The 25,161-nt window shown below is 67.0% G+C and carries 23 protein-coding genes; 10 read left to right on the forward strand and 13 right to left on the reverse strand.

Going from position 1 to position 25,161, the window contains the following annotated elements; genetic code table 11:
• Positions 1–81: 81 nt before the first annotated feature.
• The 3 genes from B378_RS16715 to B378_RS0106685 form a co-directional block, all read right to left on the reverse strand.
• Positions 82–1,041 carry a hypothetical protein gene (locus B378_RS16715; RefSeq protein ID WP_155118189.1) on the reverse strand — a complete coding sequence of 320 codons (960 nt, stop codon included), beginning with the start codon at positions 1,039–1,041 and terminating at the stop codon, positions 82–84.
• 97 nt (positions 1,042–1,138) lie between these two features.
• Positions 1,139–1,864 (reverse strand): UTP--glucose-1-phosphate uridylyltransferase AglF, encoded by a 726-nt coding sequence (gene aglF / locus B378_RS0106680; protein WP_017343037.1) that lies wholly within the window; start codon positions 1,862–1,864, stop codon positions 1,139–1,141.
• 75 nt (positions 1,865–1,939) lie between these two features.
• A complete protein-coding gene (locus B378_RS0106685) occupies positions 1,940–3,364 on the reverse strand; it encodes a polysaccharide biosynthesis C-terminal domain-containing protein (protein ID WP_044965517.1) in 1,425 nt (474 codons plus the stop codon).
• A gap of 130 nt (positions 3,365–3,494) precedes the next feature.
• Between B378_RS0106685 and aglM the strand changes: the two genes are divergently transcribed.
• Complete coding sequence (gene aglM / locus B378_RS0106690; protein WP_017343039.1) at positions 3,495–4,817, forward strand: UDP-glucose 6-dehydrogenase AglM; 1,323 nt, start codon at positions 3,495–3,497, stop codon at positions 4,815–4,817.
• A 202-nt stretch (positions 4,818–5,019) separates the two neighbouring features.
• On the opposite strand, the gene B378_RS17285 is transcribed toward aglM, so the two are convergent.
• On the reverse strand, positions 5,020–5,382 hold the full coding sequence (locus B378_RS17285) for an ATP-binding protein (protein ID WP_237738323.1): 363 nt from the start codon (positions 5,380–5,382) through the stop codon (positions 5,020–5,022).
• Between the two features lie 78 nt (positions 5,383–5,460).
• On the opposite strand from B378_RS17285, the gene B378_RS0106700 reads away from it, so the two are divergent.
• Positions 5,461–6,285 (forward strand): SWIM zinc finger domain-containing protein, encoded by an 825-nt coding sequence (locus tag B378_RS0106700; protein ID WP_017343041.1) that lies wholly within the window; start codon positions 5,461–5,463, stop codon positions 6,283–6,285.
• A gap of 40 nt (positions 6,286–6,325) precedes the next feature.
• Here the strand turns inward: B378_RS0106700 and B378_RS15800 are convergent, their stop codons facing one another.
• The 3 genes from B378_RS15800 to B378_RS0106715 all read right to left on the reverse strand — a co-directional run bounded on the left by B378_RS15800 (position 6,326) and on the right by B378_RS0106715 (position 9,629).
• The gene (locus B378_RS15800; protein WP_017343042.1) at positions 6,326–6,487 is read right to left on the reverse strand and encodes a PIN domain-containing protein; all 162 of its coding nucleotides are present in this window, start codon (positions 6,485–6,487) and stop codon (positions 6,326–6,328) included.
• An 86-nt stretch (positions 6,488–6,573) separates the two neighbouring features.
• Complete coding sequence (gene glmS, locus B378_RS0106710) at positions 6,574–8,451, reverse strand: glutamine--fructose-6-phosphate transaminase (isomerizing) (protein WP_017343043.1); 1,878 nt, start codon at positions 8,449–8,451, stop codon at positions 6,574–6,576.
• Between the two features lie 2 nt (positions 8,452–8,453).
• Entirely contained in the window at positions 8,454–9,629 is a 1,176-nt protein-coding gene (locus B378_RS0106715; protein WP_017343044.1) for a sugar phosphate nucleotidyltransferase, read from the reverse strand.
• 92 nt (positions 9,630–9,721) lie between these two features.
• Here B378_RS0106715 and B378_RS0106720 point away from each other — a divergent pair, with 92 nt between their 5' ends.
• From B378_RS0106720 to B378_RS0106730, 3 genes are all read left to right on the forward strand, one after another.
• A complete protein-coding gene (locus tag B378_RS0106720; protein WP_017343045.1) occupies positions 9,722–10,102 on the forward strand; it encodes a response regulator transcription factor in 381 nt (126 codons plus the stop codon).
• Positions 10,103–10,278: 176 nt separating this feature from the next.
• Entirely contained in the window at positions 10,279–11,376 is a 1,098-nt protein-coding gene (locus tag B378_RS0106725) for a HEAT repeat domain-containing protein (protein WP_044965623.1), read from the forward strand.
• Positions 11,373–13,313: a glycosyltransferase family 2 protein gene (locus tag B378_RS0106730; RefSeq protein WP_017343047.1), complete on the forward strand. Its 1,941-nt coding sequence runs from the start codon at positions 11,373–11,375 to the stop codon at positions 13,311–13,313. The genes B378_RS0106725 and B378_RS0106730 overlap by 4 nt, the downstream gene beginning before the upstream one ends.
• 26 nt (positions 13,314–13,339) lie before the next feature.
• Here B378_RS0106730 and B378_RS0106735 read toward each other — a convergent pair whose 3' ends face one another.
• Entirely contained in the window at positions 13,340–14,503 is a 1,164-nt protein-coding gene (locus tag B378_RS0106735) for a GAF domain-containing sensor histidine kinase (RefSeq protein ID WP_017343048.1), read from the reverse strand.
• A 120-nt stretch (positions 14,504–14,623) separates the two neighbouring features.
• On the opposite strand from B378_RS0106735, the gene B378_RS0106740 reads away from it, so the two are divergent.
• Positions 14,624–16,867 (forward strand): hypothetical protein, encoded by a 2,244-nt coding sequence (locus tag B378_RS0106740; protein ID WP_017343049.1) that lies wholly within the window; start codon positions 14,624–14,626, stop codon positions 16,865–16,867.
• Between the two features lie 24 nt (positions 16,868–16,891).
• Here B378_RS0106740 and glmU read toward each other — a convergent pair whose 3' ends face one another.
• Positions 16,892–18,100 carry a bifunctional sugar-1-phosphate nucleotidylyltransferase/acetyltransferase gene (glmU, locus tag B378_RS0106745; RefSeq protein WP_017343050.1) on the reverse strand — a complete coding sequence of 403 codons (1,209 nt, stop codon included), beginning with the start codon at positions 18,098–18,100 and terminating at the stop codon, positions 16,892–16,894.
• 128 nt (positions 18,101–18,228) lie between these two features.
• On the opposite strand from glmU, the gene B378_RS0106750 reads away from it, so the two are divergent.
• Both B378_RS0106750 and B378_RS0106755 read left to right on the forward strand, forming a co-directional pair.
• Entirely contained in the window at positions 18,229–18,786 is a 558-nt protein-coding gene (locus tag B378_RS0106750) for a hypothetical protein (protein ID WP_017343051.1), read from the forward strand.
• A gap of 15 nt (positions 18,787–18,801) precedes the next feature.
• Positions 18,802–19,257: a hypothetical protein gene (locus B378_RS0106755; RefSeq protein ID WP_017343052.1), complete on the forward strand. Its 456-nt coding sequence runs from the start codon at positions 18,802–18,804 to the stop codon at positions 19,255–19,257.
• Here the strand turns inward: B378_RS0106755 and glmM are convergent.
• The 4 genes from glmM to B378_RS0106775 form a co-directional block, all read right to left on the reverse strand.
• Positions 19,254–20,594, reverse strand: coding sequence for a phosphoglucosamine mutase (gene glmM / locus B378_RS0106760; RefSeq protein WP_017343053.1), 1,341 nt, complete (start codon positions 20,592–20,594; stop codon positions 19,254–19,256). The two genes, B378_RS0106755 and glmM, sit on opposite strands and share 4 nt — an antisense overlap.
• A gap of 40 nt (positions 20,595–20,634) precedes the next feature.
• A complete protein-coding gene (locus tag B378_RS0106765; RefSeq protein WP_017343054.1) occupies positions 20,635–20,820 on the reverse strand; it encodes a hypothetical protein in 186 nt (61 codons plus the stop codon).
• A 79-nt stretch (positions 20,821–20,899) separates the two neighbouring features.
• On the reverse strand, positions 20,900–22,399 hold the full coding sequence (locus B378_RS0106770) for a lipopolysaccharide biosynthesis protein (protein ID WP_017343055.1): 1,500 nt from the start codon (positions 22,397–22,399) through the stop codon (positions 20,900–20,902).
• A gap of 294 nt (positions 22,400–22,693) precedes the next feature.
• A complete protein-coding gene (locus B378_RS0106775; protein ID WP_026046204.1) occupies positions 22,694–23,497 on the reverse strand; it encodes a TrmB family transcriptional regulator in 804 nt (267 codons plus the stop codon).
• 464 nt (positions 23,498–23,961) lie between these two features.
• Here B378_RS0106775 and B378_RS0106780 point away from each other — a divergent pair, with 464 nt between their 5' ends.
• Both B378_RS0106780 and B378_RS0106785 read left to right on the forward strand, forming a co-directional pair.
• A complete protein-coding gene (locus tag B378_RS0106780; protein ID WP_017343057.1) occupies positions 23,962–24,759 on the forward strand; it encodes a TrmB family transcriptional regulator in 798 nt (265 codons plus the stop codon).
• Positions 24,760–24,810: 51 nt separating this feature from the next.
• Positions 24,811–25,047, forward strand: a complete 237-nt coding sequence (locus B378_RS0106785) for a HalOD1 output domain-containing protein (protein ID WP_017343058.1) — start codon at positions 24,811–24,813, stop codon at positions 25,045–25,047.
• Positions 25,048–25,161 lie beyond the last annotated feature (114 nt).

Below are 25,161 nucleotides of genomic sequence, written 5' to 3' on the forward strand. Positions count from 1 at the left end.
TTCATGTGAATATTAAGTAGTCCATCTGTATCTAATTTCCTTTTTGTTGGAGGTCCATTCATAATATGTGTTTGGAACTCATCATTGGAGATACCCCAGATCCGCAAGCCGGTCGCGCAGTTTCTCGGAGTCATGGTTAACAGGATTCGTACCATCGTCCTTAATGTTGCGAGATACACCATCAATTTGAATTAATGGTACATCAATTAATGACGACAACCGGAGATTGTCTGGGTGGCCGTACGTACGTAATGGAATTGGCCACGAACGCTCACCAAGCGAGTTACCGTGGTCAGAGGTTATAATCAAGTCGTCGTCTATTTTGGAAATCAATTTCTTTACTTCCGGAATTACCACACGAAGATTGTCTTTGTAACCTTCCCAGACAGACTCCTTATCAACCATTCCTCTCTCTAATGCAGTCCAGACACTTCCAACAGACCCCTGTGATTCTTTCGCGGAGTCCAACCCAACGTCCTCAAATTCATAATCAGCATAATTTAGCTCAGAATGACCAACAAACGGGTAATGTGGTTGCATATAGTGTACGATAAGTCGCTTATTAGGGAACTGTTCTCTAGCATCAAGGGCCGCTTCGGTGACTGCTTCCGGCCTTACTACGGACTCCTCAGGGTCGTATCCCCCTTTCCAAGCCTCAATTAGGCTATGAAATGAGCTTGACTTATGTCGAGTGACCATCGGATTTCCTGAAACATAGACAATATCTCCGTGAGAGGACCCGAAAGTTCGTTGTAACCATTCGGGAGTTGAACTCCCGACGCTCTGGGTAATGTCAGGTTTTCCAATGGCACCGGCTTCGTTAGTACTCTCGAAGAGATCTGCACGACAAGCGTCTAAAATAATCAGAGTGCTCCACTGTTCCTCGAGGATGTGCAGCGCATCTTCTCGTGGCTTAATCTCTCCCTGAATCGGAGAATTTATTCGCTGCTGTACCCGGTCTCGCCACCATTCTTCATCTGGTGCGTTCTCACGCAGTTCAGAGATTACGTATTTTGGGTTAAATATCGACTGCTGGCTCATTGTATGATGTATGATCGGAGAGTTATGTTGAGTCTGTACCGTTGTCAATATTAATATTTAATATCGAAATCACACGTTCGGGATTAGAGTTAGGAAGCTACACATCACACTCGTTTCCCTGAATCTTTTCCTCCGCCTCGTCCCGATCTTCAGGATACCCGACGTCGATCCGCCACCCTTTCATGGGGATCGCGTCGATAGTGCGCCCACTCTTAATCAGCAGATCGATCGCGTCCGAGAGTTCGTACTCGTCACGGTCGGACGGCTGCACCAACTTACACGCGTGGAAGATCGCCGGTGAGAAGGTGTAAAACCCCGTCATCACCAGATTGCTCGGCGGGTCGTCGGGCTTTTCCACCACTTCCTGAATCTCTCCGTAGTCGTTCGTGTCACAGACGCCGTAGCGACTCGCCTCCTCGTACGGCACCTCCTCGACCAAGAACGCAGCGTCGGCGCGGTCTTCCTTCTGTCGACTCACCACGTCCTCCAGATTCGCCCTGAAGATGTTGTCGCCGAGCATCAGCATGAATTCCTGATCGACGTGATCCTCGGCTTTCAATAGCGCGTGAGCCAGCCCCTTTTGTTCGCGTTGGTGAGCGTAGGTGATCGGGATGCCTTCGAATTCGTCACCGAAGTGGCTGATGATGTTCTGTTTCTTGTAACCGACGATGACCACGAGCTTCTCGGCGCCGAGCGCCACCAGCTGCTCGAAGCAGTGCGTGAGGATCGGTTTGCCCGCGACCTCGACCATTCCCTTCGGTTTATCCTCGGTGAGCGGGCGGAGGCGCGTACCTTCGCCAGCCGCGAGAACCACTGCCTGCATGGCACGGGGTTGTCGGAGGTGGTTTAAATACTTTTACGAGAAGCACTGATAGCGGACGACGATTGTGCACCACGATCAGCGGCTGATTCCGGGAAGCTCCCACGGGAGATTGTCTTCAACCGTCGTCCGGAATTCTCGTGAGACTGTCACCAGCGATGCGAAGTAGATCACTGCGCCGATCCCGACCAGCACGATCACGACCGGAAGCGAACTCCCGACAAACTCTCGACCGACGAGGACGACCCCAGCCATAGGAACTACCGAGAGGAACTGTTTCGCGACCGGCCGGTACGGCATGTCGACCGTGACGAAGCGCCGGATGGATCGGTAGGCAAGCAAGAGAGAGACAGCGGCTGAGAACGTCGTCGCCACTGCCGCACCGTACCACCCGTACTGCCACACGAGCAGGACGTTTAGGACGACGTTCGATCCGACGAACGCGGTGTTGATTCGGAAGGTGATGTCCGGTCGGTCGATCGCGTCGATAGTGGACATGAACTGCATCTGGTAGGCGTACAACAGTCGGGCGAACGTGAGGATCAGGAGAATGTAGTAACCTGTATCGAATCCGTCCCCGTAGATCGTCAACAATACGTCTCCCACGAGCGCGCCACCGACGAGTCCAGGAATGAGGAATAGCCCTGAGTACGCGAGACCGATCCGGAGGTACTCCGACACGCCCTCATAGTCAGAAGACTCCGAAGAAATCTCGCTGATCTCGGGAAACAGTGTCCGTGCGACTGACGAACCGAAGATGGCGAGCATAGAGGCGACGTTCCAAGCGACTTCGTACACCGCTATTACGCCATTCGTCACAAAGAAAGCCAAAATGATCGTGTCCATGGAGAGGAAAGCTCGTCCCTTGACCTGTGCGAACCACGAGAACTTTGCGTAAGACGTGAGTTGAAGCACGTCCTGCTTAGTGGGCACTGATATGCTGAACCGGACGAAGTACGCGCCCACGGCGGCGGCGACGATGGCCCCCACGAAGTAGCCAAAAAACGCACCATACAGGTCGAACCCAAGAACGACCAAGGAAACTTGGACGGCGCTTCTCGCGATCATTTCCACCGGAGAAATGACGCTGGCAATATGGACGAGATGTTGTCCCTCGAGGATGGCTTGAGCGATCTTAACTAGAAGTTTGACGCCCAGCAAGGCGATGAGGACATTGGTTGCTTCGACACCCAGATACGTGTTGAGTGGCCCGCGAACTGTCCAGAGGACCGAAGCGACCACGAGATACAGCACTAATTGCATTCCTAATCCGGAGACGACGAAATTCCCCTCTGTCGACTCGCTGAGTCGCTTCCGGAGTGCTGGAGCGATCCCTAAATTGCCCGCAATACTAACCCAAGCGAGGACGGAAATCACTACGACATACGCACCGTACGTATCTCTTCCCAAAAGATTCGTTAGAGTTACAGTCGAAATAAATCCTGCGATAGACATGCTGAACCGCGAGAGAAAATTCACGATCGCCGTTCGTCCGTGCTTCATAGACTACTCAGACCAATATATCAAGTAGTTGCCGACGTTCACGTATCAAACATCCGTTTTCTCTCTGCTTCGCCCATCAGCAAAACGCGGGGAGGACATCGATTATTAACCCTGAGCGTCTCCACCCATTATGCGTGTCTCCATCGTCGGCAGCGGCTACGTCGGCACGACCGTCGCCGCCTGTTTCGCGGACCTCGGCCACGACGTGGTCAACGTCGACATCGACGAGTCGGTCGTCCAGACGATCAACGCTGGCGACGCCCCGATCCACGAGGAGGGGCTCGCTGACCTCATCGCCGCCCACGCCGGGCCCAACGGAACTGGTCGTCTCCGTGCGACCACCGACTACGACGCCGTCCTCGACACCGACGTCACCTTCCTCTGTCTCCCAACTCCACAGAACGACGACGGCAGCATCGACCTCTCGATCATGGAGGCGGGTGCGAGCCAACTCGGTGCGACGCTTGCTGACAAACCTGATTGGCACACGGTCGTCGTCAAGAGCACAGTCGTCCCCGGCTCGACCGCGGACACGATCACCCCGATTCTCGAACGCGAAAGCGGCAAGACCGCCGGCGAGGGGTTCGGCATCGGAATGAACCCGGAGTTCTTGCGTGAGGGCACAGCCGTCCACGATTTCCTCAATCCGGATAAGGTCGTCCTCGGTGCGGACGACGACCGCGCACTCGCGGACATGCGCGACGTGTTCGAGCCACTGATCGCGGCCGCCGACGCTCCCGTCGTGGAGACGGACACGCGCACCGCCGAGATGATCAAATACGCCAACAACGCCTTCCTCGCGGCGAAGATCAGCCTGATCAACGACATCGGGAACATCTGTAAGGCGCTCGGCGTCGACGCCTACGAGGTTGCGGACGCGATCGGCCTCGACGACCGCATCGGCGCACAGTTCCTCCAGAGCGGCGTCGGCTGGGGCGGGAGTTGTTTTCCGAAAGACGTACGCGCAATTATCTCCGCGGCGGAGGCGGCCGGCTACGACCCGGCGATGTTGAACGCGGCCGTCGAGGTCAACGACCGCCAGCCGGCGCGGCTGGTCGCGATGCTGGCCGACCACCTCGACGCCCACCGTGACGGTGGGGTCGACGGCGCCATCGTCGCCGTGCTCGGCCTTGCGTTCAAGCCCGGCACCGACGATATGCGAAACTCGCGGGCAATTCCGGTGATCAAGGATCTCCAGGCGCGCGGCGCGACTATTATCGCCTACGACCCGGTCGCGGCCGACAACGCCCCCAACTACGTCGACGACGTGACCTACGCCGACTCGGCCGCGGCGGCACTCGACGGCGCCGACGCGGCGGTCGTCGTCACCGACTGGGACGAGTTCGCCGCGCTCGACGAGGAATTCGACGCGATGGCAACCCCGATTGTCGTCGACGGACGGCGAATCATTGAGCGCCGGGACGGAATCACGTACGAAGGGCTGACTTGGTGACTGCCATCACAGGCAGCTCCGATATCTCTTTCACGAGATTGGTTCGATCCGCTGAATTGAGGCGCTAAGTCTCTCTCCTCCGCGAGCGACCAACGGCAGCGAGCAGAGAGGAGACAGCCCCGCATACAAATGCTTCCTCGGGTTGCTCGATACGGAGTGTGGGCGGTGAGGCCATCAACGAGAGCATACAGGGGTGTGACCATCACTGAGTGCGTTCGAACAGATCTGTGAGTTCGTCGAGCCCGTAGAGGGATGAATCGGACCGATCGGCGGCGATTGTACGGAGTTCGTCGGTGAATCCCGACCGCGAAAAGAGCGCGTAAACCGACTCGATGTCCAGTTCCTCAAGCGCTGTCGTCACTAGCGTTGTCTTCCCGACTCGCCGCCGTCCATAGACAACGAGGAGCTGTCGTTCTTCTCGAGAGAGGTGTGACGTGAGCCTCTCGATCTCCGTTTCCCTGTCAATTATTATGTATACGATAATATTATTTCGATCATAATCGCTGTTGGGAGGGACATTCACTTGGGTCGGACGGAACAGCTGGTCGCCGAAGGGAAGTGACAAACACGGCGCTGGCTCGGGCGACTTCTGTCGATCTAAGCGCAAATTTTTCGAAGTAGCGATGGAACGCTACTTGCGACCATGGACGTGACTGAGGAGGCGGTTCGAGAGATCTGTACGGACGCGGTCTTCGAGCGCGGAGAGACCTATCTCGCCGAGGGCCGTATCCGCGAGATTCACCGCGTCGACGACACTGTGACCGCTATCGTGAGCGGGAGTCGCCAGTACGACGTTCGCGTCGATCTCGCCGTCGAGGGGTTCGACTCGTGGTGTGGGTGTCCGTACGACGGCCCAGGCGCGTGTAAGCACGTCGTCGCGGTGTTGCTCCGCTGTGTCGAGGACGTTCCGCTCGATGAGGGCGACCGACTCGACGCCGCGCTTGATGGCACAGAGCCCGACGACCTCCGAGCGTTCCTCCGCGATGTCCTGGCGACCGACGTCACCCTCCGCGAGCGGTTCTTCGCCCGGTTTGGCGAACCGGTAACCCGGTCGGTCGACGAGCTACGCGCCGCTATCGACCGGCGGTTCGAGGAGACGAATCCCGACTACTACGTCGTCTTTGAGCCGATCGACTTTGCGGAGTGGTTCAACCTTGCGAATGAGTACCGCGAGGAAGGCCGAAACGCGGCGGCGGCCGGGGTGTACCGAGCGCTCGTCGAGTCGCTCGACAACAACATGGATCGCGTCGACGGCGCGTACGACCACTTTTCGCAGGCGTTCTCCCGCGCGCTCGACGGCTATGTTGCGTGTGTCGTGGCCACCGACCGTAAGGCCAATGCGGTCACGGACGCCGTTTCCTTCCTCGAAGAGCGGGCGGCTTCGGGAACGCAGTATCTTACCGATCAGTTCGAGCGCGCGGCAACAGAACTGCGGACGGAACTGGATGAGGGGAGGAGTGCTGAGTGAGTTTGAGACGATCCCCCGAGCGGTACCGGTCGAGACTGCCTCAGCGACAGGAGTCGTCCGCCGTCTCCGGCCGAGTGATACCCTGAACCGCGTCGAAGTCGTCGTCAAACGAGTAGAGGTATTCGATCCCCTCTCGCTTCATGTACACAGCGATAGTCGCGTCGCCGAATGAGAGGCTTTCGTAGGTCCGGAAGCAGTCCACGGCGCTAGTAAAAGGCCGTAGAGAATCGATCCTCTCGCTCCGCAACAGATCACAGATCTCCAGTCAATCTGAGCCTGACCGCGGCCTCACTCCACGGTCACGCTTTTCGCCAGATTGCGCGGTTTGTCGATCGACCGGCCCTTGTCGTTCGCCACGTGGTACGCGAACAGCTGGAAGTAGACGTTCGCAACCAGCGGCTCGACGAGACCCACGTCCGGAACCGGCAGCGACACGTCCAGCGTGGCGTACTCCTCACCGGCGGACACACAGCCGATGGCGGGCGCGCCGCGCGTCTGTGCCTCGGTGACGTTGTTCATCGTCTCGTCGGCGCGCGACCCGTCGGTCAGGACGGCTAACACGGGCGTGTCGGGCGTCACTAAAGCGAGCGGTCCGTGTTTCAGCTCGCCCGCTGCGAATCCCTCAGCGTGGTCGTAGGAGATCTCCTTGAGCTTCAGCGCGCCCTCCAGCGCCACCGGAACGCCAAGCTGCCGCCCAACGAAAAAGAACGCCTCGCTGTCGCCGTACTCGTTGGCGGCCTCGCGGACCTTCGGCTCGGCGTCGAGCACCTGCTGGACCGCGCCGGGGAGGTCGCGGAGCCCCTCCAGGACGGGCCGCGCGTCGGCCGCGGCCAGCGCGCCGCGTTCGCGGCCGATCGCCACCGCGAGCATCGTCAGCGTCGCCACCTGCGAGGCGAACGTCTTCGTCGCCGCGACACCGATCTCGGGGCCGGCGCGGATGAACGCGGTGTCGTCGACCTCGCGCGTGACGGTGCTGCCGAGGGTGTTCGTCACCGCGAACGTCCGCGCGCCGGCGGCGTTGGCGCGCCGGACCGCGCCGAGCGTGTCCGCCGTCTCGCCGCTCTGCGTCACGGCGACAACGAGCGTCCGGTCCGGGCTGCGGCCGGCGCCGAACTCGTACTCGCTGGCGATCTCGACGGTCGCGCGGACCCCTGACAGCTCCTCGAACAACTGCGCGGCGTACCGGCCCGCGTAGTTGGAGGTGCCGCAGGCGACGATCTGGATCTCCTCCAGATCGGCGAGGAAGCCCGGGGGGAACGAGACGTCGAGGTCGACGTTGCCCGCGTCCACGTCGAGCCGCCCCGCGATGGTCTGCCGGAGCGACTCGGGCTGCTCGTGGATCTCCTTGCGCATGTAGTGTTCGTAGCCGCCCTTCTCCGCCGCGTCGGCCTCCCACGTCACCGTCTCGACGCTGCGGTCAACGAGTTCGCCGTCCGCGTATATCTCGACGCCGTCGGCCGACAGCGCCGCCACGTCGCCGTCTTCGAGGTAGGTCACGTCGCGGGTGTGTTCGAGGAACGCCGTCACGTCGCTGGCGACGAACGTCGCGTCATCGTCCCGGCCCAACACGAGCGGGCTCCCGCGGCGCGCGACGACGATCCGATCGTCGCCCTCGCGGACCGCACAGATCGCGTAGCTCCCCTCCAGCCGGTCCTCGACGGTCCGAACCGCGTCGAGGAGGTCGTCCGCGCCGCTTTCGGCCGCGAGTTCCTCCTCGATCAGGTGTGGGATGACCTCTGTGTCGGTGTCGCTCGTGAACTCGTGGTCGGCCAGCTCCGCCTTGAGCGCCTCGTGGTTCTCGACGATCCCGTTGTGGACGACCGCAACGTCGCCGACGCAGTCGGTGTGCGGGTGGGCGTTGGCGTCCGTCGGCGGGCCGTGGGTGCTCCAGCGCGTGTGGCCGACGCCGAGCGCCGCGTCGGGCACGTCGGGGACGGTGAGGTTGTCGACCTCGCCCGACCGCTTCGCGACGGTGAGCCCGCTCGTCTCGCCGACGAGCGCGACGCCCGCCGAGTCGTAGCCGCGGTATTCCAGATTACGGAGCCCCTCGTGGACGATGTCGCCGACGCCGGCGGTCCCGCCGTCGCTCGCGGTGCCCTCGCCGCCGTCCGCGTCACCGTCGTCCAGTACGATCCCGTCACCGATGTAGCCGGTAATCCCACACATGGTTACCCCCTCCGCACGACCGCGCCCGATTCAACGCGGTCGTCGATCACGACTCCCGCGTCGGCGTTGACGTCGTCGCCGACGACCGCGCCGTCCGTGAGCGTCGCGCCGGCGCCGACGGTCGCGTTGTCCCCGACCACGCCCGCGAGTTCCACGTTGTGGTGGACCGCGTCGCCGACGACGATCGTCGCCGGTTCGCCCGCGATCGTCGCGTTCGGCCCCACCCGCGCGTTGCCGGCGACGATCGCGTCCCGGACCACGGCCCCGGCGCCGATCACGGCGTCGGGGAAGACCACGGCGTTCTCGACGACTGCGCCCGCCTCGACCGTCGCGTTACTCCCGATCGCGGTGCTGCCGCCGAGCGTGACGTTCGGCCCGACGCGCACGTTGCCAGCGAGCGCCACGTCGTCGGCGACGGTCACTGACGCACCCAAGCTGGCGCCCACGGTCTCGGCCGCCGTGGCCTCGTCGACCAGCCCCGCGTTGACGGTGAGCAGGTCCCAGAGGTTCGACACGTCGAGCCAGCGACCGTCATACCGGACCGCCGACAGCGACTCGTCACCGGCGAGATCGTTGAGCGTCGCCGTGATCGCTAACTCTCCGGTCGCGTGCGTCTCGCGGATCGCGTCGAAGACGGCCGGCGAAAAGGCGTACACACCGGCGTTGATCTGGTTCGTCTCGACGGGGCCCTCCGGCTTCTCGTCGATGCCGGTCACGCGGTCGCCGTCGAGGGTGACGACGCCGTACTGGCGGGGGTTCGCCGCGGTCGTGACCGCCATCGCGGGGAGGTCGTCGTCGCGCGCCCGGTCGCGCATCTGCGAGACGATCGACGCGTCCACGATCCGGTCGCCGTTGAGCACGACGAAGGGGCCGTCGACGACCGGTTCGGCTTGGAGGACGGCGTGGCCGGTACCGAGCTGGGTGGTCTGTTCGACGTACTCGATCGTCACGTCCCAGTCGTCGCCGTCGCCGAAGTGGTTCCGGATGCGCTCCTGCTCGTAGCCGACGACGAGGACGATCCGGTCGATGTCGGTCGCCGTGACGGCCTCGACGACGTGTTCGAGCAGGGGGCGGTTCGCCACGGGGACCATCGGCTTGGGCCGTCGGTTCGTCAGCGGCGCCAACCGTCGGCCCTCGCCCGCGGCGAGGATCACCGCGGTCACGGAGTCGGTAGCCATATCGTACACCTCGCCCGTCCGGGTGTTAAATCGTTCGCGCGATACCGTACCGTTGGAGAAGAGTCAAGTAGAGTAACGTGTCTATACTCTGTGTGTCGAAATCGGCCGTCATCGCGGACGACGACGAGACGATCCGGTCGATCCTCCAGTACAAGCTGTCGAACGCGGGCTACGAGCTGAGGGTGTGTCACGACGGCGAGGAGTGCCGGCAGGCGCTAAACGAGAACGGCGCGGCCCCGGATGTCGTCGTCCTCGACGTGATGATGCCACGGATGAAAGGGACCCAGGTGCTGCGGACGATCCGGCGCGGCGAGCTCGCGGTCGACCCCGACGTGCCCGTCGTGATGCTCACTTCGCGCGGCCAGGAGGCCGACGTGTTAGCGGGGCTCGACTCCGGGGCCGACGAGTACCTCACGAAGCCGTTCAGCCCGAACGAGCTGCTGGCCCGCATCGACCGACTGGTCGGGAGGTAAGAGTGCTGTTCGCGCCTTCGACCGTGGTCGCGTCCCTCTACGGTCCACTCGCCGGCTCTCAGTCGCGGGTACTCACCATCGGCGTCCTCGTGCTCGGTTCGCTGTTGCTCGCGGCGGGGCTCGTGACCCTCGGCTACTCGGTCCTCGCGGCTCGCCGACGCCGGCGACGGGAGCCGATGCGCGCCGCGCTCCGCGGCGAACTGCTCGACCGGCTTTACGGGCGCGACGAGCCGGCTTGGGACGCATGGGTTACCGGCCTCTCGGCGGCCGAACGCGACGAGCTCGAATCCGTCCTCGACGTGTATCTCCGCGAGCTCGACGGCCGCGACGCCGAGAAACTGGCCGGGCTCGGCCGCGCGCTCGGAATCAATGAGCGGGCCCGCCGTGAGATCGCGGCCGGCGACTACTGGGACCGCAGCCACGCCCTCGTCTGGCTCACGCTGCTCCGCGACGCCCCTGACCGCGACCTGCTTCGAGCGCACTGTACCGAGACGCCACGCGAGCGCGCCGCTGCCGCCCGGGTGCTGTACGCGGCCAGGACGGACGACTGCGCGACAACTGGCGTCGACCTCCTGCTCCGTGACGACCCCGACCCGTTCTCGGTGTTCGGCGTCGACACGCTGTACCGCGTCGCCGAGGGCAACCCGAGCCCGTTCTTCGAGCGGGCGGCCGCCGACTTCCCGACGTGGCCGCCGGCACTCCAGCGGCAGGCGCTGCTCGTCGTCCGCCATCTCACAACCGTGGTTGGCGGCGCCGACCTCTCGTGGGTCGTCGCGGCGCTGTCGAGCGCGGATCCGAGCGTGCGGGCGGCCGCGTGGCGGGCGCTGGGCGCGTACGGCTGGAACCGTCGGCTCCGCGACGCGATCGACCTCGACGCGATCCCCGACGAGCCGGCGCCGGCGGTCCGCGCCGACGCGTATCGCGCGCTCGGGGTCTGGGGCGACGCGACGGCGCTCGGGGCAATCGAGGCGGCCGGGACGGTCGATCCGGATCCGCGCGCGCAGGTCGCCGCGGCCGAGACGCTGGTCGCCCAGCGCGGCCCGGACGCCGTGCCAGCGCCGAGCGACCCGCCGCAGCACTCCGCCGGCGTGGCGGGGGACCAGTCGGCTGATGCGGTCGCTGATCCGTCCGCTCCCGACCCGGAGACGCCCGCCCCCGCTGTGCCGCCCTTCGACGTCGCGTGGGACTGGGCGGCCGAACACACCCGCTTCGACCGCCTCGCGCGAGACATCTCCCGCGACCGGGACCGGCTCCGCGACGAGGTGCGCGGATGACGACGCTGGAGAGCGTCGGGACGACGCTCGTCGTCGGGTCGGGCGTGTTCATCGTCACGTACTACCTGCTGATCAACGTCGGCTACCTGCTGATCCACGTGCTCGCGCTGTTCCAGCTCCGCGACAACGTCCGCGAGTCGGGGTGGAACCCGTCGTTCCGCGCGTTCGACAGCCCGTTTTATCCGGGCGTCGCGATGGTCGTGCCGGCGTACAACGAGGCGGCGAACATCGTCGAGAGCGTGCGCTCGATGCTGGCGCTCAACTATCCCGACCAGGAGATCGTCGTCGTCAACGACGGCTCGTCGGACGCCACCCTCGAACGGCTCGAGGACGCGTTCGGGCTGCGCCCGGTCGACGCCGAGGTGCCATACGACGTGCCCTCGGAACCGATCCGCGGGGTGTACCGCTCGGCGACCCACGAGAACCTGCTGGTCGTCGACAAGGAGAACGGCGGCAAAAGCGACGCGCTCAACGCCGGGGTCTGGCTCACCGACCAGGAGCTGTTCTGCGCGGTCGACGCTGACACCGTGATCGACCGCGACGCGCTGCTCGACGTCGTCGCGCCGTTCCTCGAGGAGCCCTCGCGGACGGTCGCCAGCGGCGGGACCATCCGGGTGGCCAACGACTGCGTCGTCCAAGACGGCCAGGTGAAAGAGACCAAACTGCCGAAGACCGGCCTTGCCGGCGTCCAGGTGATGGAATACCTGCGGGCCTTTTACTCCGGGCGGCTCGGGCTCGCCCGGCTCAAGGGGCTGATCCTCATCTCCGGTGCGTTCGGCGTGTTCCGGACCGACCGCGTCCGGGAGATCGGGGGCTACCGCCACGACACGATCACGGAGGACTTCGACGTGGTCGTCCGGCTCCACGAGTACCTCTCGGACAACGACATCGACTACCGGATCGAGTTCGTCCCAGAGCCCGTCGCGTGGACGGAGGTGCCGGAGTCGCTCCGGTCGCTGGGTCGCCAGCGGCGCCGCTGGTACCGCGGCATGCTGGAGACAGTGATCGCCAGCCGCGGCCTCTTCTTCCGCCGGCGCTACGGCCGCGTCGGCACGGTCGTGCTCCCCTTCTTCACCGCCGCGGAGGCGATCGGCCCGCTCATTGAGGGGTTCGGCTACGTGCTGCTCCCGCTCGGCTGGTACCTCGGCATCCTCAACATAGAGTTCTTTCTCACCTTCCTGTTGCTCACGGTGGGTGTCGGGGTGTTCCTCTCGTGGTTCGGTGTGTTCAGCGAGGTGTGGAGCTACAACCGCTACGAGTCGCCGCAGGACGCTGCCAGGCTGCTCTGGTACGGCGTCTTAGAGAACTTCGGCTACCGCCAGTGGAAGACGGTCGTCGCCTGGCACGGGCTAATCGAGTTCCTCCGCGGCGAGCAGTCGTGGGGCGTCATGGAGCGGCGCGGGTTCGGTGACGCGGCGACTGAAACCGCTGCGGCCGGCGGCACAGTCGAGGCAGCGCCCGCGGCCGCCGCGGCCACGGACAACCGCGAGGACGCGGACGACGGCGGCTTCGTCTGGGTGGACTGGCTCGCCGACGAGCCCGGAACCGACGGCCTCCGGTGGCTCGACCGTATCGCGAGCGACGGCCAGCCCGGGATGCTCGCGTCCGTCGCGGACCTGGCCGTCGGCGTCGGCGAGGGGGGCTTCGTCTGGACCACCGACTTCCCAGCCGGCGACGGGGGGTTCGTCTGGGTGACCGACCCCGCGCTCGGCGCGGGCGAGGGCGGCTACGTCCTCGCGACCGCCGCCGACGGGAGCGTCCGGCTCGCCGCGACAACGGACTTCTCGGAGGGGCTCGGCGACGGCGGCTTCGTCTGGACGACCGACCCGACGCTCGGCGCGGGCGACGGCGGCTTCGTGTGGACCACCGACGCCGCGACCGGCGCCGGCAACCAGGGGTTCGTCTGGGTGGTCGACACGGCCGATCCCGCCGAGTAGTCCCCGGCCGCTCAGTCCGCGGGCGATCAGTCCGCGGCCAGCGCCTCGTGGACCGGCTCCGCGGCGTTGATGTCGCTCACGGCGAAGCGGGTTCCTTCGTCGCTGGTGTCGACAGCGAGGTCCCAGCCGTGGCCCGATATCACGCGCTGAACGACCAACAGGCCGAGCCCGAACGACTTGATGTTCTCCGGGTCGGCCGCGGTGAGTGCGTGTTCCACGTCCGTGGGGAGCCCCGGCCCGTCGTCGCTGACGGCGAAGCCGTGCGCGTCGCCGGTGACCGTCACCGCCACGTCCGGGCCGCCGTGTTCGACGCAGTTGCGAAACAGGTTCTCGAAGAGCCGCCGGAGCCGCGCCTCGTCGGCGAGGACGGTCGTCCCAGCGGCGACCTCGACCGACAGCGTCGCGTTCCGCGTCCGGACCGTGTCCCACGCGTCGCGGACGACTCCGTCGAGGTCCACCTGCGTGCGCTCGCCCACGTCCGTCCCCTCCTTCGCCAGCATGAGACACTCGGCGATCATCGACTCCATGCGGCCGAGCGCGCCCTGGACGCGGTCGAGGAAGTCGGCCGCCTGCCCGCCGACGTGCTCCTGCGCGAGCTCCGTGAACCCGATGGCCCCCGACAGCGGGTTCCGGAGGTCGTGGGCGACGATACCAGCGAACTCGTCGAGCCGCTCGTTCTGCTCGCGCAGCTCGGCGTAGTGTTTCTGCCGCTCGAGCTCGCTGCCAACCCACTCGGCGAGCACCGAAACGAAGTCGCGCTCCGCGTCCGTGATCGGGTCGTCGCGCGGCTCCTCGTCGGAGAAACAGAGCGTCCCGTACGTCTCGCCGTCAATGTCGATGACAGCGCCCACGTAGCAGTGGAGGCCGGTGATCCCGAGCGCGTCGTCGTCGCGGTACTCGCTGTCGCGCGCGTCGGCGAACCCGACCGTCTCGCTGCTCTCGACGACGTGGCGGCACCACGTCCCGTCGAGGTCGACGACGCCGCCCTGCGCGTAGGGACCGCTCTGGATGTTTGTTTCGACGACCTCGTACCGGCCGTCGCCGGTGTACGAGAGCACGCCGTTGTCCACGCCGAGGTGCTCTTGGCCGACGTCGATCGCCTTCCGAATGCGCTCTTCGGCCGAGAGGTCGGTCGCGGTCAACTCGAGCAGGCTCTTGAAGGGGTCAGAGGGGGGCGTGTCGGGTGACATGGTGAGTAAACTGGCCGTTACCGACGGTAAGGGGCGGCCGTCGGATAAAAACGCGAGTTTCGCTTGCCCCTCGCTCCGTCGGAGAAGCAGGCTTAACCATCTCCTCCCGTACGTGAGGCTGTGCGCAGACGCCGGTTTCTGGGTCGCGTCGGGGTCGCGGGAGCGGTCGGCACTGCCGGCTGCGGCTTCCGCGGCGACGCCGACGGGTCAGGGGGCGACGGTCCCGGCGCGGGCCCTTCCCGCCGTTTTCGCGTCGCCGACGAGGGCTTCGAGGTCGCAGTCGACGACGGCGGCTTCGAGCCGATCGCAGTCCGCGGCGTGAACCTCGGAATGGCCAAGCCCGGGCGGTTTCCGGGCGAGGCGGCGATCACCCGCGCGGAGTACGACCGCTGGCTACGGCTGATGGGCGAACTGAACGTCAACGTTGTCCGCGTGTACACCGTCCATCCGCCCGCGTTCTACCGGGCGCTCGCGGCGTACAACCGCTCGCACGCGGATCCGATCTACGTCCTCCACGGCAACTGGATCGGCGAGGAGACGCTCCGCGAGGCGGGGGACGCGACGGCGCTGTCGGCCGCCTTCGACCGCTCGATGCGACAGGTCGTCGACGCCGTCCACGGCGCGACGACGGTCGAGCCGGAACCCGGGTACGCGAGCGGGACCTACGACGCCGACGTGAGCGACGCCGTCCTCGGCTACGTCGTCGGCATCGAGTGGCCGCCGGCGGTCGTCGCGGAGACGGACCGGGTGAACGAGGCGACCGGCTACGACGGCGAGTTCCTCGCCGCGCCCGACGGCTCCCCGTTCGAGGCGTGGCTCGCGGCCCGCCTCGACGCCGCGGTCGCGTACGAGGCGCGCGAGTACGGCACGCAACGGCCCGCGGCGTTCACCAACTGGGTGACGACCGACCCGCTGGAGCACCCGTACGAGCCGTTCGTCAACGAGGATGCGGTCTCCGTCGATCCGGACGCCGTCGCCGCGACAGACGGCTACGACGCCGGGACGTTCGCCGCCTACCACGTCTACCCGTACTACCCGCCGCTGTTGAACGAGACGCCCGCGTACGCGAACTACGTCGACCACCGCGGCGAGCCGAACAGCTACGCCGGCTACCTGAACGACCTCGTCGACGCGACGGACCACCCGCTGCTCGTCGCTGAGTTCGGCGTCCCTGCCTCCCGCGGGATCGCCCAGCGCGACGTCCACGGCCGCGACCAAGGCGGACACACCGAGACCGAGCAGGGGGAGATCATCGCCGCGATGTACGCGGACATCCGCGAGGCCGGGACCGCCGGTGGGGTCGTGTTCAGCTGGCACGACGAGTGGTTCAAGCGGACGTGGAACCTTGCCCCCTTCTCGGACCCGAACCGCCGCCCGTTCTGGTCGAACGTCCAGACGCCGGAACAGCGGTTCGGGCTCCTCGCGTTCGACCCGGCCGACGCGGTGCCGCTCGACGGGTCGCCCGAGGCGTGGGCGGACGCGACCGCCGCGACGGCTGAGCGCGAGCCCGTCCGGCTCGGCGACGGCGCCGACGCGGCGCGCGAGCTGACGGCGGTCCGCGTGACGAGCGACGCGGCGTACCTCAACGTCCGGCTCGAACTCGCGGGCCTCGACGGCGAACCGGACTGGGACGCGACGAACTACCTCCTGGCGATCGGGACCACCGACGCCGGCGCACGGGCGCTCCCGTACGGGGTCGACGCGGCGGCGCCCGCCGACTTCATCGTCCGCCTCGGCGGCCCCGACACCTCTCGGGTGACGGTTCACCCCCGGTACGACGCCTTCGCGTACGAGTACGGCGCCGAGGCCGGCCTCGACCTCGACCGATACCGAAACCCCATCCCTGGTGACTTTACCCCGCTCCGGCTGGTGATCAACCGCGGGTACACCGTCCCGGTGACGGACGAGTACGTCCCCTTCGAGTCGGTGGAGACGGGGGAGCTGCGCTACGGCAACGGGAACCCCGAGTCGCCCGCGTACGACTCGCTCGCGGACGTCCACGTCGCGCCGTCGAGCGACGCGATCGAGCTCCGGCTCCCCTGGGGGCTGCTTAACGTCGCCGACCCGAGCCGTCGGCGTCGGCTGGGCGACCTCTGGACCGACGGCCTCGACACCCACGAGACGATGGAGTCGATCGACGTCGCCGCGGCCTCGTACGCCCCCGACGGCGCCGACGGGACGGCGCGGCCGCTCGACGCCGAAACGAACCTCACGCACGCGGCTCCGGGCGCCGCGGACGGCGCCCTCGAATCCCTCGAGTTCGTGCCGCCGACGTGGGACCGCCCGGCATACACGGAGCGGCTCAAGGAGTCGGCCGACGCGGTCGCCGAGGTCTTCGAGCGGTACGCGCGGGGAGAGGAGTGAGCCCCTTCTTGTGTCGCCAGCGCGCTACTCCGAGAGCCGGTCGCGCGTCAGCGCCTCGCCCGGCCCGGTTGTCTCTCCGGCGCCCAGTACGACGCCGGCGTTCAGCGACGTGTTGATCCCCGTCTTCGCCTCGTCGCCGACGATCGCGCCCAGCTTCCGACGCCCGGTGTCGACGCGGTCGCCCTTCACCGTCTGCCGGACGTTTTCGCCGTCGTGCCGGAGGTTTGCGACGTTCGTCCCTGCCCCGAAGTTCACCGCGCGGCCCAGCACCGAGTCGCCGACGTACGAGAGGTGGCCGACCGAGGCGTCCGCCATCAGCACCGAGTTCTTCACCTCGACCGAGTGACCGACGTGGGCCCCGGGCCCCACGACGGTCGCCCCGCGGACGTAGGCGTTCGGCCCCACGTCGGCGCCCTCGCGGATCAGCGCCGGGCCCTCGATATAGGCACCCGAACGGACTCGCGCGCCCGCCTCGACGACGACCGGCCCGTGGAGGTGGACATCCTCCTCGACGGTACCGGCGAGGTCGCGCTCGTCGTCGAGCTCCGCGAGCGCCAGCTCGTTCGCCTCCAGCAGCTCCCACGGCCGGCCGACGTCGAGCCAGGTCCCGTCGTACCGCGCCACGTCGATCCGGCGGCCGTCGCCAAGCAGCAGGTCGATCGTCGTCGTGATCTCATACTCGCTGCGCTCGCTTTCGGGCGTGCGCTCGATGTACTCGAACACCTCCGGCTCGAACGCGTAGCAGCCGACGTTCGCGAGGTTCGTCGGCGGGTCGGCGGGCTTCTCGACGATCCCCGCGAGCGAGCCGTCGGCGGCAGTCGAGAGCACGCCGTACGCCCGCGGGTCGTCGACCTCGGTGGCCGCCACGGCCGGCGCGCCCGCGTCGGCGAGCGCGCGCGGGAGCGAGGCGTCCACGACGACGTCGCCGTTGAGCACGAGGAAATCGTCGTCGACGACCGGTTCCGCCTGCGCCACGGCGTGGGCGGTCCCCAGCGCCTCCGCCTGTTCGACGTAGTGGACCGGGCGGTCGCGGTACGACTCGCCTATGCTATCGCGGATCGCGTCGCCGCGGTAGCCCGTCACGACGACGAACTCGTCGACGACGTCGCGGGCGGCGTCGAACACCTGTTCCAGCAGCGAGCGGTCTCCGACCGGGAGGAGGGGTTTCGGGCGGCGGTCCGTCAGCGGTCGCATCCGAGTCCCGCGGCCGGCCGCGAGCACGACTCCGTACATGGACGGGCCGACGGCGGGGCGGGGTTTAGCCGCTGCGGTCGGTGCGGTCGCCGGGATCGAATACGTAGTATTGGACGTTATATCTCTGCTACCAAAGATATATGTCTCTTACACCGCGACTAGACGGTATGTCGAACGACACCGCCGCCGACTCGTCGTCGGATCAGGACCGCGAGGCCCGGCGTCGATGGAAACGCGACCGGACCACGTTTCAGCGGGTGTACGACGTGATGACCGGCGTGACCGAACACGCGTCGGCGAGCGAGATCGCCGAGCGCGCGGACTGTTCGCCCGACGGCGCGCGAAACGCGCTCACTCAGCTGGCCGAGCTGGGGATCGTCGACCGGCGCGGGAGTCGTCCCGCCGAGTACCGCCGCAACGAGTCGTACTTCGAGTGGAAGCGCGTCGAGACGCTGGCCGACGACCACACCGCAGCGGCGCTCCGTGAGCGCTTAGACGACCTCCTCGCCGAGGACGCCGACCTCCAGGAGTCGTTCGGCGTTCCCGACCCGGACGCCGTCTCGGTCGCGCCGGTCGAAGGCGGCGACCACGCGGCGGTCCACGACCGGCTGGAGTCGCTGTCGCGGTGGCGCACGGTGCGGCACGACATCGAACTCCTCCAGCGGGCCGTCTCGCGGGCCGAGGCGCGCGGGCGCGACGGGACCGACCTCCGCGGGTCGGCCTGAGGCCTCCCGAGCCACATGTCGGACGGTGACGACGCCGAGACCGCGGCAGACAGCGGTCGGCTCGACCGGACGACGATGGAAACGATCGGGCGCCGGGCGGCGACAGACCCGCTGGTCGAGTCCTGGCGGTTCGAGCCGGACCGGATCGCTCCCCGGTCGCTGGTGCTCACGCTGGACGCGACCGCGTATCCGTCCGCGGTCGACGCCGCCCGGATTGACGTCCACTGGTTCGTGACGGGCGACTACTACTTTCATTACGTCGAAGAGCGGGGAGCGTCTCGCTTCCAGTGCCGCTGGGGCCGCCACCCGAAGACCGACGCGCCGAGGACCCACTTCCACCCGCCGTCGGACGCGAACGGCGTCGAACCGTCACCGCTCGGCGACCACCACCTCGACGTCCTGTTCTCGGTTCTCGACTGGGTCGCGGAGCGCGTCGAGCGACGCCACGACGAGTCGGACCGATCCGCCTAAGACGCGTCCGCGGCGGCCCGCTCCACGAGGTCGCGCGCCGTCTCGAACAGCGCGTCCGCGTCGGCCTCGTCGCGCGCCTCGGCCGTGATCCGCACCAGCGGCTCGGTGCCGCTCGCGCGCACGAGGAACCAGCCGGCGTCCGTCTCGACCCGGACGCCGTCGAGCGTCGACACGTCGTCGTACTCGGCGGCCGCGACCTCGCCGACGCGGTCGACGATTTCCCCTTTGTACTCCGTCCGCACCGAATCTCTGCGGATCGGGTAGGAGGGAAGGGCGTCGACGAGCGCGGCGAGCGACCCCTCCGCGCCGACGAGCGCGGTCAGCACGCAGGCCGCGAGCGGGCCGTCCGGACAGAGGGTCCGCTCGGGCCAGATCCACGCGCCGCTGGGCTCGCCGCCGAAGGCGACGCCCGGCTTCGCCGCCTCCGCGGCCACGTACGCGTCGCCGACGGGCGTGTACGTCACCTCGGCGCCGACCTCCGCGAGCGCGTCGGCGACGAGCAGGCTGGTATCAACGGGGACCGCCACGCGGTCGCCCGCGTCGGCCGCGCGGCGGCCGAACAGCGCGAGCAGCGCGTCGCCGGCGACGAACCGCCCGCGCTCGTCGACCGCCATCATCCGGTCGGCGTCGCCGTCGTGGACGACCCCGAGGTCGGCGTCGGTCGCCGCGACCACCTCGCAGGCCGTCTCGCAGTTCGCCGCGGTCGGCTCGCTGGGCCGGCCCGGGAACCGGCCGTCGCGCTGGCCGTTAAGCGTCTCCACGTCGCAGCCGGCGGCGTGAAGCGCGTCGGCGGTGACGCGCCCGACGCCGTTGCCGAGGTCGACGACGACCGACAGGTCGTCCGGGAGTGGCACGCTCTCGCGGAGGGCGCGCTCGTGGAGCCGTCGGGCGTCGCCCCCGGCGACCACGTCCCGCTCCTCGACCGCGCCGATCCCGTCGTGGCCGGCGAGCGCGAACGCCTCCGTCTCGACGATCTCGGTGATCCGCGCGTTCGCGTCCTCGCCGAACGCCCGCCCGTCGCTCCGCCACAGCTTGATCCCGTTGTCGGGCGCCGGGTTGTGCGAGGCGGTGACGACGGCGCCGGCGTCGGCGCCCTCGCGGGCGACGGCGCGGGCCACGGTGGGCGTGGCCTCGACCCCGACGTCGATCACGTCCGCCCCGCACTCGGTGAGCCCCGCCGTGAGCGCCCGCGTGAGCATCCGGCCGCTGTCTCGCGCGTCGCGACCGAGCACGACCGTCTCCGCGCAGTCCGTCGCGAGCGCGCGCCCCACGTCGAGCGCGAGGTCGGCCGTGACCGCCTCGCCGACGCGTCCGCGCACGCCGCTGGTTCCGAACATACCGCGGCTTCTCCGCGGGGCGAAAAGACGTTTCGGGTCGCTACGGTCGGAACGCGCTTGACCCGGCGGCGTCGCCGGCCGCGGAGTCGCCGCGTCGCGCGCCGGCCTCGGGCTCGGTTCGCCGTCGCTCTCGGGACTCGGAGTCGGCGGCCCGCGACGCCGCTTGCTCCGTCCGCGGCCCGCCGCCGCCGCCGCCGTCGCGAAGCCCGTCGCGGAAGTCCTCCATGTCCGGGTGCCGTTTCTCGGGTCGCCGCCGGTAAGTCGGCGGCTACGCGGCGGCGCTCACCCCTCGTGCGGGCTCCCCATCAGAGGCTCCGTCTGAATTGACCGAGCAACGCCTGAAGCCCGATCTCGTACCGCCGCTCGGCAGCGAGCAGGAAGAGCCCGTACACCGCGATTCCGGTGAGCACCGTGGCGACGAACGAAACGGCCGGCCCGGTCGTCGCGGTGACGGCCCGCCGGACGGCGAGCGCACAGGCGCCCATGAGCAGGCTCCCCGCGACCGGCACCGCCACGACCGCGACGAGCGAACGCAGATCGTCGTCGATAAGCCGGAGCACGAGCACCGTCGCGATCGGGATGCCGACGACGCTCGTTACCAGGACCGACAGCGCCGTCCCGACGAGCCCGTACGCCTGTGTCAGCGGATAGATCGTGACCACCATGAGAACCAGCCGGATCGCGTGGATCTTCGCGTTGTAGTCGGGCTGGCCGAGCGCGCGGAACAGCGGCGACGCGCAGGTCCGGACCGAGCGGAGGACGCCGAAGACCGCGAGTACCTGCATTGGCGCGACCATCGCCCCCCATCCGTCGCCGAGGAAGGTCGGGACGAAGACGGGTGCGACGACGGCGATCCCGACGCCCATCGGGATCGACGCCAGCGAGGAGAACTGGAGGACCCGGTGGAATCCCTCCCGAAGGGCGGCCTCGTCGTCTTGGATCTTCGAGTACGCGGGCATCGACACGCGGGAGATGGTGTGTGCGATCTCGGTCGCCGGCGCGTTCGACAGCCGATAGGCGACCTGATACAGGCCGAGGCTGGCGGAGCCGAGAAGTCGCCCGACGAAGATGTCGTCGCCGTCGGTGTAAAAGAAGGATATCACCGACTCTCCGAATATCCACTTCCCGTAGTTTATCAGCATCGCGGCGCGGTCGCGGTCGAACCGGGGCCACGGGCGGTAGTCGTGGATGACGTACGACGCCACCAGTTGGACGAGGTTGCCGACGACCGCCCCGGCGACGAGCGCCCACACGCTCGGGGTGACGAGGGCGTAGCCGACGGCGACGACGAACCGGGAGGCGGCGCCGCTGAACGACATCGCGAACTCCTTGTGGAACTTCAGGTCCTTCTCGAAGTAGACCGCCCCCGGGTTGTACAGCGCCTGTAACAGCATTACGAGAGCGATCGCCCGCAGAATCGCCGTCGCGCGCGGCTCCGCGAAGAAGGTCGCGATGAGGGGAGCGCCGACGATCGTGATCCCGGCGATGAGGGCCCCGCGGAGGATCTGGAGGGTGAACACGGTGTCGAGGTAGGGGTCGACGTTCTCCTCCTGTCGCTGGATGAGCGCCGTGTCGAAGCCGAGCCGCGAGAACCGCTGGAGGGCGGTGAGCGTGAGCGTCGCGATCCCGTACAGCCCGAAGTCCGCCGGCGAGAGGAGACGGGCGAGGACGACGAGCAACGTGATCTGGAGGAGCTGTCCGCTGGCGTTGGTGACTGCGGTCCAGATGCCGTTCGTCACCGTGCGCGACGAGAGACTGCCGGACGGGGAGAGCGCCCGCTTGAGCCACCGCAGCAGCCGTCTCATCGGCTGAATCGGACGCCGTCGACGTCCGTGGGAAGGTGGGGGACGGAGCGGTCCGCCGAGAAGCTCGTCGCGACTGCGTCCGGTTCGGGGAGACGCCGACCTGTCATATAGATACGTTCCAGTAGGGCGACGACGGCCGGTTTAGTATGCGTGTCCTACCGTGCGATTCGCCCCCGACCCGTCCTTCGTGGACCGTGCTCCGGGCCTCCTCGTCGCCGAAAAGCGCGTCTCGATCGCGAGGTCACTGGCGAGTACCGCTAACAGGTCGCTCGCGACGGCGTGCCGAGCCGCGACTCAGGGTTTCGGGTCGCGGCCGGGAATCAGCCCCTGCGCCATCAGCCGGCGCGAGATCACGACGAGGCCGTTGCCGAACCCCTCGCCGTAGATCGCCTGTTCCCGGCCGCTCTGTCGGAGGATCGAACTCACGAGCAGCGTCGAGCGGTCGGCCAGGAGGAGCCGCCCGACCGCCGTCTCGTCGTCGACCGGGTCGGTGCCGCGCAGCCACTCCAGCCCGGAGACGAACGTCGTGGCGTCCGGCACGGCCGCGCGGATCTCGTCCTGGAGCGGCTCGGTCAGCGCGCCGATTATCAGGTCGGTGTCGCCGTCGACGCCGTTGAGCGTCTCGACGAGCTCGTCCGTGAGCAGCGACTCGTCGCCGAGGACCAACACGATCTCCTCGGTCGCCTTCTCGATGAGCTGGCCCGTCCGGTTCTCGATCGCGTCGCTCCCGGTTATCGCCCAGATCTGCTGGGCGGGCTTGGAATCGTCCTCGTCGGCGAGGTCGACCGTGTCGAGGGCGCCGCGGAGCCGCTCGACGCGGTCCTCGTACTGGTCGCGGAGGGTCTCCGTCGCTTCTTCGAGCGGGACCGCGCGGAACCGCTGGGGGCTCGAGTGCTGGATCTCGACTAACCCCTGCGCCTCGAGGACGCGTATCGCGTCGTACACGCGGGTCCGGGGGACCTCGGTGATCTCGCTGAGCTTCTTCGCGGTCCCCGTCTCGAGCCGGGTCAGTCCCACGAAACACCGCGCTTCGTACTCCTTCAGGCCGAGCTGTTGAAGGATCTCGACCGCCTCCGCCACGTTTTCTGATGTGTCCATGTGTCCCAACCTCTCGGGAGCGCGTCCCGAGATCCAGACGATGATTGTCCCCCGGAACGGATAGGTATTGTTACTCTGCGAGTAACGCCGAAACCGGGTGAAAAATCTTTTTTGACTTTTTGCGTAACAGCCTGACCAAAGAAGGACACACTGTTATTCTTTCGATCACACAGTGGCCCGAACTCCCTCCCGGGGCATCGAGGTATTTCGCGTCTTTTTGAGACGTACCTGAGTCTGAGAAAATTCGAGAGCTCGAAGTGTCAGAGAAGCTTCCCGGAGGGGCGGCCCGTCGCCTGACCCGCCAACTATGTAACCCGGTTAATCACACAAGGAATAAGCCCGTGGGAATCGACCGTTCGATCGCACGCGGATCAGCTCTGTGTCCCAACCACCGCGCTGCCGCGTGCCGTTCCGGCCACGCCGTCAGAGGGTGGCCGGACTGTCTTTCGCGCTCGACCACACCGATGAACGACGACCCCGCCGACGACCCTCGCGCCGTCGCCGTCGAACAGCTGGAGCAGTTCGGGCTGAGCGAGTACGCCGCCCGGACGTTCGTCGCGCTTTCGAGTCTGGAGTCGGGGACGGCACGGGAGGTGAGCCAGGCGTCGACGGTGCCGCGTACCCGCGTGTACGACGCGATCGACGAGCTGCGCGACCGGGGGCTCGTCGACGTCCTCCAGTCGTCGCCCAAGGAGTTCCGGGCGACGTCCGCCGAGACCGCGGGCCGGACCTTCGAACACGAGCTCCGACACCGGACCGAGCTCCTGCGGACGGCGCTTGGCGAACTCGAGCCCGCGGGCCACCGGACCGAACAGCAGGGCGTGTGGACGGTCACGGGCCAGCAGGCGGTCACCGGACGGGTCGTCGAGTTCCTCGCGGACGCCGAGGATGAGGTCGTCTACATGACCGTCGAGGACCTCCTCACCGACAAGGTGATCGACGCGCTGAGCGCGGCCGCGGAGCGCGGCGTCACGATCAAGCTCGGCGGCGTCTCCCCGGAGGTACAGGCGCGCATCCAGGACGACATCCCCGGGGCGACGATGTTCGAGTCGCTGTGGCTCTGGTCGGATACTCCGGCGGGGCGGATCATGCTGGTGGACGGCCGGGAGACGCTCGCGAGCGTACTCGTCAACGGCGCGGACGCGTCTCCGACGGACCCCCGGTCGGAGACCGCCATCTGGGGCGCCGGCGAGACGAACAGCCTCGTCGTCGTTTTGAAGGCCATCTTCGCGTGGCGGCTCGGCCCGGAGCCAGCGGACTGACGGCGATCGATACGGACAGCCTTTTTTACGACCGGCGAGCAACTTTTGCCAATGGCGCGAGCCCTCCCAGAACAGATCGCGCGAGCTATCGCCGACGCCGAGTCGGTGGAGCCCGACGAACTCGACGTCTGTTTGGAGGACCACGTCCCGACCGACGCGATCCGCGACCTCGTGGCCCACGACAGCGACTCGTGGCGGCTCCAGTTCGAGACGCCGGACCACGTCGTCGAGGTCACCGGCAACGACCGGATCCTCGTCGACGGCGAGCGGGTCGGCACGTTTTCCTGACCGTACTCCGTCGCGTTCCGTCCTACGGAGACGTTACTCCTCGCTCGGGACCAGCATCTCCGGGTCGCGATCGTACTTCGGCGTGGCCACGAACGTCGCGATGCGCTGCTTGTC

Origin of the sequence: Halorubrum sp. T3 (assembly GCF_000296615.1) — an archaeon.
Lineage (GTDB): Archaea > Halobacteriota > Halobacteria > Halobacteriales > Haloferacaceae > Halorubrum > Halorubrum ruber.